This is a genomic window from Calditrichota bacterium, assembly GCA_013152715.1.
GTDB lineage: Bacteria > Zhuqueibacterota > Zhuqueibacteria > Thermofontimicrobiales > Thermofontimicrobiaceae > 4484-87.
The window spans coordinates 1-10,553 of record JAADFU010000005.1 but is presented as its reverse complement, the minus strand read 5'-3'; the positions used below and the strand labels follow the sequence as shown (position 1 = coordinate 10,553).

The following is a 10,553-nucleotide window of genomic DNA, read 5'->3' as shown; positions in this document are numbered from 1 at the left end:
TCTCCGAGAGCAACATCCCAACTGGTAATGGCTGGAAACACCTGATCGTTATCGACAAAACTGGCACAAGCTTCTTCACTTTCCACAAAAAATTGCCAGGTATAAGGACTCGCCAGAGGCGTGCCGTTGCTGGCATGAATCCCGGTGGTCAAAGTTACTGTGACAATCTCTCCGTATTTAAAATTATTGTTCGGATCAAAGGTAACTACATTGCCGTTTACAGTGTAGCTTCCGGAAATTTTGCCTGTGTAACTGCCTATCACAGAGAAATTATTCTCATCAACCGTGTTGGCATCAATGTCCATGTTGAAATTGACCTGTATGTCGCTCGAAGGCTCGACATTATTTTCATTCTGATTCGGAGTATGCGAAGTTACCTCAACATTATAATTTGCCGCTCCGGGCGTGCCTTTTTCAGTGGCGCCATTATCCCAGCCCTGGGCAATATCCGCAGTGAACCAACTTGTTGGCAGAGTTCCGTCTGCGGGAGGAGTAACTCGCATCATTGAATATTTCAAGGTGTTATCTCCGGCAGCAGGGGCACCAGTTCCGTCATCCGCCGTGTCAATTAAATTAGCTCCGGTTGTAAAATCGCCGTCGTAAAGTTTAATCTGCAATTGCGTATTTGCGAGAGAGACATCGCTATCAACAATATCCGGTGTGACGTCTATCTGGGAATTTGCAGCGTCGTAGTTAGAAATCAAAAAATAGCCGTTCGCCGGAATGGTGTTTCCTGCAGGAATTTCCAGCATCAAAGCTTCGGCGCCGCCGCTCAGTTTTGTGAGTTGCCAGCCGGAAATATCGAGAGCATTGGAAGTTGTATTTCTCAACTCAATCCATTCGTCATACGTGGAAAGCGTGGATCCCATCCACATCAGCTCGTTAATCACGACGCTGCCGGCGGCAGGAGCATTTAGCACATCGAATTGATTGGAAGAGCCGGTTTCTGTCCCGCTGCTGTTGGTCACAGTGATTTGATCTGATGTGTATTCCGAAGAAATAGTGACATTCCCTGTCCAGACGCCAGCGGTGAAATTTCCGCTCGTTGTCGGAGAGATATCTCCGGAAAGGTCGCTAATATCCACGGTGCCTGTGAAAGAGGTCACCGTTGCATCGCTGGCATCTTTTGCCGTGACGGTAATTGAAAACGGCACCCCGACCGTTTGATTGGCAATGGGATCAATGGAAAAATGATCCAGCGTTTGCACGCCTTCCCTAACAGTGACATTATCAAAACGGATGAATTCCGTAGTCGCATTATTCATGACGCGAATGACAATTAGCAAAGTACTTCCGGAAAGATTTGCCTGCGAAGCGACCAAATTGTTGAAATCATCGGACACATCACCATTGGTGTCAAAGAGAGTCTCGGCTCCGCCGTCTATCTGGTAGTAAACTCGAATGTAATCAGAGGATTCAAGGTCACCAACTTCACTCAGATCAACGGAGACTGAAACACTACCATAACCGGAAATGTCGATTCCTTGCGATCTCCAGACAGCTTCGCCATCCAGGTCGTTGCCTTCTATTTGATTGGAACGCACTTCAAAATGATCGTCTCCGTCAAAAGTGCACGCAGAGACATCGACAGTCCATTTTGGTGGGATACCACTGCCTTGGGTCGTACCGTCCGGATAAGTGAAATTTTCGCTCCAGATCACAGTTTGGGCATTTACGGAAAAAGAGAAGAAAATCAAAAACAAAGCGAGAGAAATCAACAACTGGGATTGGTTTTTCATTTTCGCCCCCGAAAATTTTGGGAATTATAAATTTTTATGGCTTTCAGGCAGGAAAGGTTTGAAATTTTTGCCTTTCATTAATTTGTGAATGCTAAAATTGCTGATTCAGAACATTAACAACTATTCGATTAATACCTTAAAACTGCGAAAAATGCAGAATTTTATTCGATAAAAATTTCTGTTTTTATTATATTGAAAAAAATGAAAATTGTCAAGGAAAAAATGAGCGGAAAACGAATTTGAAAAATTAAAATTGTCTGTGCAAATAAAATTTCAGCTAATTGTTGAATATTCAAATTTGCAAAATTGTATTGACATTTATCTTAATTTCGCCTATATTTAAAGAAAAGTTGTTCCCGAGATTGAAAAATAAAATGCAAGAAAGTTATCGGCAAAAAAGCTCCCCTCTGAAACTCATTTTGGCGTTCGTGCTGATTTTGTCCGGCGCGGCGTCTATTTTTCTCTTTCCCCGGCAGATATCCGGATTTCCAATCTCCCGGTCATTGTGGGTGATTGTGGAAGCGGTTGAAAATTTCCTTTTGGCAGCGCTTTTTCTGTTGCACTTGCTCTTCGCTTTCAGGCACCATTCGCGGGAAAATCTGTGGCTGGCATTGGCGACGTTCAGTTTTGGACTGCAAAATGGACTGCGTTTTTATTTCTCGCCGGCAGCAAATTCTGCTAATTCGCCACTTGAATTTCATTTGTTGAGTTTTGGTTTTGGCGCATTTTTATTGCTGCTTTTTATTTTTGCCGCTTCATTGGCGGAAGGTCGCTTTCTTGCTATTGAAAATCGAAAAAAAAATTCGTTGTTATTTTTCGCGGGAGCGCTGATTTTGCAGGCTGCCGCGGTTGCGATTTTTTATTTCATAAAAAAATATTTTCTTTTTCAAATTGAAAAATTCCATCTTCATCAGATTGTCGCTGCTGTCGGCTTGCTTGTCTCTGTCCTCCTCATCTGGAAATATGCGCGGAATTACATTCGAAACGGACTTTTTCCCGATTACTGGCGTTCAGTGGCGATGCTGTTCTTTGCCGTGGTTTTTGCGATTATTTCATTCGCGAGCGCGAGAGAATCCACTTTTTTCTTTTCGCAACTTGCTACTGTTTTGGGGTTGCTTTGCCTCGCCTGGATTCTTTTTGTTGAAAATTACAAATATCTGGAAGAGGAGCAGGAACTTCGTTATCGCGCCGAGCAGAAATTTGTCGAAACAGAACGCGAGCTGGCGAAATGGCAACGGCGGTTGCAGCTTCCTGGCGTTGGGTTTTGCGAATTGGAAAGAGATGGCAGGTTTGTTTTTGCTAATGAAACGCTGGCGCAGTGGTTGGGCGTGCGGACGGAAAATTTAATTGGCGGAGACTTTCAGAAATTTTTGGCGCCTGACAGCAGGCAAGAATTTGAGACAATCGTGCTGAAGAACAAGCCTAATTTTATTCGTCTCGACTTAAAATTAAAAGAAAAATCGCGAAAAACGATTCCGGTGAAAGTCATCGTCAGCACCGCGGACAACGGTTGGCTGCTGGCAATTGTGGAAAATGAAAAAGAACTTTTGCAGCGAGAGGAGCTCAAAACTTACACCGCAAAATTGGAAGAAGAAGCCCGCGCGCGAACCCAGGATTTGCAACAGCGACAAGATGAACTGGAGAAAGTGCGCCGTTTTTACGAAACACTGCTGGGCGGCATGAGAGACATTGTGCTGGTTGTAAATCGTCAAGGAAATTGTACTTACATTAATCCCTACGGCAGAGATTTGCTGGGTTACGAAGCAAAACAGTTAACGGGAAAACGATTGCCGAATTTTTTCGCTGATGTGAATAAATTGCACAAAAATTACGGCGACGCCATGCGTGTGGAACTGCGGGATTATGAGGCGCCGGTCAAAACGCGCGCCGGAAAGACAATTGCCGTGAGCTGGAATGTGCGGTTCTTGTTTGACGAAAATAAAAAAAATATCGGCGCGATGTGCGTCGGCAGGGAACTCGCCGAAGCGAAAGCGCTCCGTGAACAGTTGGAATTGCAGCAAGGGACTTTGAAGTCGCTGGTCGCGGAGCGAACCCGGGAACTGGAAAAACGCGCTGCAGAGTTGTTGGAAATTTTGTCTTTTGACGAAAAATTGTCGCTGGAGTCGATGCCGGAAAAGGTTTTGACGGAAGCCTGTCAGACAATTCGTCGTCTCGGCTGGGGGCAGGTCATTTTTTCTCTGAAGTCGGATTCGGGGCATCCGTTCAAAATCGCCGCGTATGCCGGTATTTCCAAAAACAGCATTCGCGAATTCGCGCGGAAAAGGCCGTTTCTGTTTCAGGGCGCTGAAATCTATCTCTCGAAAAAGAATCAATTAGGCGAATCGTACCTCATTAAGTTTAAAAACAAAAAAGCGATTGCCGCGTTTGAAGTCGGCGAAAGCTGGGCTGACGAAATGGCGCTTATTTCCCCGGTAGCAATCGAGGGCCGGATTTTTGGATTTTTGAGCGCGTTTCAGCCGAAAGAAAAAAGAATTCCCAACGAGCAATTTGTGCGAACGCTGGAAATTTGTGCCCGGAAAGCGGCGGTTCATTACCGTAATTACAAATTGCTGAAATCCGCGCTGGAAAGGGCAAAACAAACCGACAAGTCGAGCCGTTTCAAAACCGATTTCTTCCATGTCATGGCTCATGAACTGCGCACGCCGCTGAACTCAATTGTTTCGTTGACAGATGTGCTGCTTTCGGAACTGAGCGGCGATTTGAGTCCCGATCAGGAAAAACAACTGCTAATTATTCGCCAGAACAGCGACGAGTTGCTGAAATTGATCAACAACATTCTGGATTTGGCGCGGTCGGATTCGGGGAAATTGACGCTTGAAGAACACTATTTTTCTCTGGAAAATTTGCTGGAACGCATTTTGAAATCGATCCGACCGTTGTGCGGGCGCAAAAATTTGAAATTGATTGTGAAGCACGATCAGCGAACGCCGAAATTTTTGTTCAGCGACGAAGAAAAAATCGAGCGCATTATCACGAATTTGCTCAGCAACGCGGTGAAATATACGCAGCGCGGAAAAATCATTTTTGATGTCAACTTTAATAAAAATAAAAAAATGCTCCAAATTCGCGTGCAGGACAGCGGCGTGGGAATGAGCCAGTCGGAATTGAAAGAAATTTTTGCGGCTTACCAGCGGGTGGATTCTTTCCAACGAAAAAAAATCAAAGGCACCGGATTGGGACTGGCAATAACGAAGCGTTTTCTCAATTTACTTAATGCAAAAATTGATGTGGACAGCAAGCCCGGAAAAGGTACGACTTTTCAGGTGCAAATTCCGGTGCGTGATTTTTCTGAGCATTTTGCAGATCGAACCGCTGTCGGCAGTAGTGAAACGCCGACCAAAAAACGTGTGGGAAAAAAGACCCGCACTGATTCGCGCGCTACGGTGCTCATGGTGGATGATAATCCTGACAACCAGTTCGCTGTGGAATCAATTTTATCCGGCAGAGGCTATCGGACATTTTTTGCCAGTAACGGTAAACAGGGAGTGAAGTTAGCCAAAAAAGTGAATCCGGATATTATTTTAATGGACATGCTGATGCCGGAAATGGACGGCTATCAGGCCACGAAAAAAATTCGCAGTCAAAAAAATATGGCGAAAGTGCCAATCATCGCGATCACGGCAAAAACTGCCGCTGAAGACAAAAACCGCGCCCTAAAAGCCGGCTGCAATGCTTATTTGTCAAAGCCTTTCAGCATGGAGCGCGTGATACAGACAATCGAAAAATGGACGGGGAAAGCCAATGGATGAGAAAGAGTTGCTGAATATGCTGGAAATTTTCGCCCATAAAATGAGAAATCCACTACACGCCGCCATGATCAATTTAGACGTGGCAAAAGTAAAATGCGAGAAAACGGCGGCGGATAAGGCGATTTCCAAACATTTACAGATCGCCGGAAATGAGGTGCAGAGCATCCACCGCCTCACCGAGCGGTTCATTGAATATGTGAAGTTACCGGAAAAAAAACGAAACAAAATTGATTTGAGAAAATTTTTGAGCAAATAATTTCGGGAAAAAAATGGCAGAAGAAAAAATATTAATCGCTGATGACGACGAATCCATCCGCGTGGGGATTGCGGCGTTGCTGGAGGAGGAAGGCTATTCTGTAATTGAAGCTGCGGACGGCGAAGAAGCCTGGCGCAAGCTGCAAAATGAACATTTCGCAGTGTTGCTGGCGGATTTGAAGATGCCCGGGCTGGACGGGCTGCAATTGCTGAAAAAAGTGAAAAAAGAAGATCTCGACACCCAGGTTGTAATAATTACCGGACAGGGGACAATTTCCACAGCCGTTCGGGCGATGAAATCCGGGGCGTACGATTATCTCACCAAGCCGGTGAATCCTGAGCGGATAAAATCGTTGTTGCCAAGAATTCTGGAACATTATCGACTGCGGGTTTCCCACGAGCAGCTTCAAGAGCAAATTCGTCAACTCACGCACTATGAGGACATGGTCGGGCAGAGCGCCGCCATGCAGGAAATTTACCGCATGATCGACGCCGTCGCCGACTCCACCGCAAATGTGGTTCTCACCGGCGAGAGCGGGACCGGCAAAGAATTGGTGGCGCGCGCAATTCACCGAAAAAGCGGCAGACGGGACAAACCGTTCATCGCCGTGAACGTCTCGGCGTTGCCGGAACAGATTCTGGAAAACGAACTCTTTGGCCACGAGCGCGGCGCTTTCACCGGTGCAATTAGCGAAAAGCCCGGCTGTTTCGAGATGGCGCACGGCGGCACGCTTTTTCTCGATGAAATCGGCGAGATGGCATACGACACGCAGGCAAAATTGCTGCGCGTGCTGGAGGAAAGGCGTTTTCGTCGTCTCGGCGGGAAAAAGGAACTGGAAGTAGATGTGCGCATCATTGCGGCGACAAACAGAAATTTGCAGCAAGCGGTGCAGGATGGACACCTGCGCGAGGATTTATATTTTCGTCTTTGCGTGGTGGAAATTAATTTGCCGCCTCTCCGCGACCGCATTGACGATATTCCTTTGTTGGCGGATGAATTTCTCCAATTGTTCAGCCGACAAAACAAGAAACAAATTTCCGGCATGGCAGCAGGTTTTCGTGATGCTTTGCTGCGCTATTCCTGGCCCGGGAATGTGCGGGAATTGAAAAATGTAATTGAGAGAGCAGTGCTGTTCACAGCAGGCAATAAACTCAATGAAAGCGTTTTGCCTCCTCATATTAAGGCCGGAAGCGCTGATGTTTCTCGGAAAGCTTCGATGCAACAAATTTCTCCACAGGAAGATGTGTTGATCATTCCCATTGGCGCGACTTATGAAGAAATCGAGCGGCAGGTGATTTTAGAGACGCTCAAGAAAACAGGTAATAACAAAACGAAAGCGGCAAAAATGCTGGGCGTCAGCTTAAAAACGATTCACAATAAATTGAATAAGTTTAAATAAGAGGCAAAATTCCGGATTCCAAACAAATTCCAACAATCAAATGATAAGCAGATTCTAAATAGCAGCCAAAGGTGCAGTCCGTTTTTGAAGTGGGCTGCACCTTGAATTTTTTTCGCATTTGAGCATGGTTCGCTGATTAATTTGTCAAAAGCTTTCTCGCAGATCCCGCGGATTTTCGCTGAATCAAAATCTTAATGCCAAATGACGAATGCCCACTCACCAATCCACTACTCACCAGAGCCTACTTACATCACAAACAAATCTCATTTTACTCAATTACATATAATTGCGACTTTCCGTCATATAAGGAGATGAAATACATTTTACCATCTGAAGAAATAGATGGACCGCAAAATATATACTGCTCGGGCAAAAGAGACAGTTTCCAGTTTAAAAATCCGCTATTAGAGATTGAAAAAAGATCACTCGAATTAGCCCAGCCTGATATCAAGTATACATTTCCTGCTGAATCGCAAATCAAATGTAAGCCCGAGCCACCCACTCCGCGTATAATCCATCTTAATGACCCGGAGTAATCCAAAGAATACAAATCAAGATCAGTAGAAAAGTAGAAGTTGCCCATTTTATCAATCGTAGGCGCAGTAAGATTATCAATGCGATCGTTTGTCCAATTTTTATGAGCGCTTATAGAAAATTCCCATACTACTTCTCCTTTTTCGTCAAACACAGTGTATGTTGAATCGCTCGTTGCAGCATATACTCTCCCGTTAGAATCGACAAGTGGATTAATTGCAAAGGGGTAGTCCCACATTACATTTCCATTGTTATCCATCGCCTTTAATGTCCCTGAGCTAAGAGAGTAAACATATAAGATACTTCCGTCAGGTGAAATAAGCGCTCCTGCGTTCCCAAACCCCGGAAGCGTCCATTTAAGAGTTCCATCGCTATTGAGAGCATAAAAATCCTTTATCGTGCTAAAATATAAAGTGCCGTCTAATCCAATGTTTACACCACGAAGACCGCATTCAATTTTGGATTCGGTGCAAAATTTCCATTTAATTGATCCGTCCGGATTAATGGCATAGAAACAACCATCCGTAGAACCAATGTAAATGATTCCGTCTTTATCAATTAATGGTGAGCTAGTAATATCATGGCCATCCAGATTGACTTTCCAAATAAAATTGCCGCTTTTATCAAACTTGAATAAATAGCCATCTGTATCTTGCAGTGAGTCGCTCCAGATGTTCCCCACTGATAAATAAACATGCTCTTCAGGCCCAATTGTGGTAAAAGTGAATTTACTGCCTCCTTGAGTGATTGTTACTATTTTTGAAATTCTCCCTTTTGTCGGGCCAGGATAAGGCGACCTGCCGGAGCTTTGCGGGTCATGATGAAACATAGGCCACGGACTATCCGCCAGCGAGGGCCAGGGAATATCCTGCTGCGGTTGAATATTCTCATCCGTCGGCTCGGTGCTGTTCTTTTTCTGACAAGCAAAAATCACGAGAACAGCCAACAGCAGGATGAGAATCGTTTTTGGTTTCATGCTCTCCTCTTGATAAGTTAGTGAATGGAATAATTGTGAAATTGAAAAAAAGATGCGATTAATAAAGTTTTTTGTGGGAGCAGGGTTTCAGGAGAAAACCCGGAGCGAATGCAAAAAAGAATAGTCTTGCAAAAGTCTGCGGACTATCCCACCTGCTCTCGCATTTTGCTTACTTAAATTTATAAAAAATAAAGATAAAGTCAAGCTTTTTTTGAGTTTTTTTAGCAGGAAATTGTGGATCGCAGGGAAGTCACAACTTCCCAGTCCTGACCGCCGAGCAAATTCCAAACAAAAGCAAAAGGTGTAGTCCACTTCCGAAGTGGACTACACCTTAAAAAAGAATAGGCAATATTTTTCATTTTTTTCCTTTCTTTTTTATTCGATACAATTCCCGACGACAAATGACAAGTGCAACTTAACCGATTAGCATTTACCTGCTACAACTCACCAAATAAAAGGCCGACTCCTTAACTCTGAATATGACGCCCATAAATTAAATGATTAATTTCTCATGCAAAAAAAACCTTGATTCTCTCCGATATTTTTTTACATTTAATCCCAATGGTTTCTTCCGAATAAAATTTCAAATAAAAATAAATCAAAATTTACAGGAGGCAGGTATGTTAAACTACATCTGGTTGGCTCTGGTCATTATCGCGCTGATTGTCGGCGCAATTAATGGCAAGATCGACGCCGTAACGAAAGCGGCTTTTAGTTATGCCAACACGTCCGTGGAAATCGCGTTGGGACTGATTGGCATCATGGCGCTGTGGCTGGGAATCATGAATATTGCGCAGAAAGCAGGGATGATTCGCGTGCTGGCGCGGGCGATCAGGCCCATTTCCCGATTTTTATTCCCGGAAGTGCCTCCCGAACATCCGGCGATGGGCGCAATGATTCTGAACATCGCCGCCAACTGGCTGGGGCTCTCCAACGCCGCCACGCCGCTGGGACTGAAAGCCATGGAAGAGCTGCAGGAATTAAATCCCCAAAAAGATACCGCCACCAACGCCATGGCAACGTTTCTCGCGCTGAACACAGCCAGCATTACCCTCATTCCGGCGACAATCATCGGCGTCCGCGTGACGCTGCATTCCTCCAATCCGGCAGAGATCATCGGAACGACGATCTTTGCTTCCTGCTGCGCGACGATTGTCGCGGTGACGGCCACGAAGCTTTTGCAGCGGCTCCCGGTTTTTCGGATCAAAAATGAAAACGACCAGCCAAACAATGACGATCCCGAATCTACGTCGAGCAAGGAGGAAAAATAATGTTTCAGAATATCATTACTTTCATTTCCACGTGGGCGATTCCATTTTTGTTGTTTGTGATTCCCGTGCTGGCGATAGTGAAAAAAGTCAAAGTGTACGAGGCTTTTGTTGACGGCGCCAAAGACGGATTCAATGTTGCGGTGACAATTATCCCCTATCTCGTGGCGATTTTAGTCGCGATTGGCATGTTCCGCGCGTCCGGCGCCATGGATCTGTTCGTCAAATTGATCTCGCCGATCACTAATTTTATCGGTATGCCCGCCGAGGCGTTGCCGGCGGCGCTGATGCGGCCTCTTTCCGGCAGCGGCACTCTCGGCATTGCTACCGAACTGATGAAACAGTACGGGCCTGATTCTTTCATCGGGCGACTGGTCTCCACATTTTACGGCAGCACAGAAACAACTTTTTACGTGATCGCTGTCTATTTTGGCGCCGTGGGCATCAAAAAAACGCGCCATGCGGTACCGGCGGGATTGATTGGCGATCTGGCGGGATTGTTGGCGGCGTTGTTTATTTGCAAAATTGTATTCGGGTAAAAAAGGAGCACGCGGATTTTGCGATTATCACAGATTTATTTTTACGGTACGACAAGGCAGCTTCACAATTCA

General features: G+C 45.3%; 7 protein-coding genes. 5 read left to right on the top strand and 2 right to left on the bottom strand.

What is annotated here, in order from left to right; genetic code table 11:
• A partial coding sequence (locus GXO74_00600; protein NOZ60157.1) for a hypothetical protein occupies nt 1–1,739 on the bottom strand: 1,739 nt, incomplete at its 3' end.
• A 374-nt stretch (nt 1,740–2,113) separates the two neighbouring features.
• Between GXO74_00600 and GXO74_00595 the strand changes: the two genes are divergently transcribed.
• Genes GXO74_00595 through GXO74_00585 form a run of 3 tightly spaced genes read left to right on the top strand, consistent with a single transcriptional unit; the run spans nt 2,114 to nt 7,164 of the window.
• Complete coding sequence (locus GXO74_00595; protein NOZ60156.1) at nt 2,114–5,509, top strand: response regulator; 3,396 nt, start codon at nt 2,114–2,116, stop codon at nt 5,507–5,509.
• A complete protein-coding gene (locus tag GXO74_00590) occupies nt 5,502–5,765 on the top strand; it encodes a hypothetical protein (GenBank protein ID NOZ60155.1) in 264 nt (87 codons plus the stop codon). The genes GXO74_00595 and GXO74_00590 overlap by 8 nt, the downstream gene beginning before the upstream one ends.
• A gap of 13 nt (nt 5,766–5,778) precedes the next feature.
• Entirely contained in the window at nt 5,779–7,164 is a 1,386-nt protein-coding gene (locus tag GXO74_00585; protein NOZ60154.1) for a sigma-54-dependent Fis family transcriptional regulator, read from the top strand.
• Between the two features lie 268 nt (nt 7,165–7,432).
• Here GXO74_00585 and GXO74_00580 read toward each other — a convergent pair whose 3' ends face one another.
• Nucleotides 7,433–8,674 (bottom strand): PQQ-binding-like beta-propeller repeat protein, encoded by a 1,242-nt coding sequence (locus GXO74_00580; protein NOZ60153.1) that lies wholly within the window; start codon nt 8,672–8,674, stop codon nt 7,433–7,435.
• 620 nt (nt 8,675–9,294) lie between these two features.
• Between GXO74_00580 and GXO74_00575 the strand changes: the two genes are divergently transcribed.
• Together GXO74_00575 and GXO74_00570 are read left to right on the top strand one after the other, a co-directional pair.
• Nucleotides 9,295–9,945, top strand: a complete 651-nt coding sequence (locus GXO74_00575) for a nucleoside recognition protein (protein NOZ60152.1) — start codon at nt 9,295–9,297, stop codon at nt 9,943–9,945.
• Nucleotides 9,945–10,481, top strand: coding sequence for a spore maturation protein (locus tag GXO74_00570; protein ID NOZ60151.1), 537 nt, complete (start codon nt 9,945–9,947; stop codon nt 10,479–10,481). Before GXO74_00575 ends, GXO74_00570 begins: the two co-directional genes overlap by 1 nt.
• Nucleotides 10,482–10,553: the final 72 nt, after the last annotated feature.

Bases quoted from the DNA above. Each gene is read 5' to 3' on its own strand.
- GXO74_00595 (NOZ60156.1), top strand. From the start codon at position 2,114: ATGCAAGAAAGTTATCGGCAAAAAAGCTCCCCTCTGAAACTCATTTTG.
- GXO74_00590 (NOZ60155.1), top strand. From the start codon at position 5,502: ATGGATGAGAAAGAGTTGCTGAATATGCTGGAAATTTTCGCCCATAAA.
- GXO74_00585 (NOZ60154.1), top strand. From the start codon at position 5,779: ATGGCAGAAGAAAAAATATTAATCGCTGATGACGACGAATCCATCCGC.
- GXO74_00580 (NOZ60153.1), bottom strand. From the start codon at position 8,674: ATGAAACCAAAAACGATTCTCATCCTGCTGTTGGCTGTTCTCGTGATT.
- GXO74_00575 (NOZ60152.1), top strand. From the start codon at position 9,295: ATGTTAAACTACATCTGGTTGGCTCTGGTCATTATCGCGCTGATTGTC.
- GXO74_00570 (NOZ60151.1), top strand. From the start codon at position 9,945: ATGTTTCAGAATATCATTACTTTCATTTCCACGTGGGCGATTCCATTT.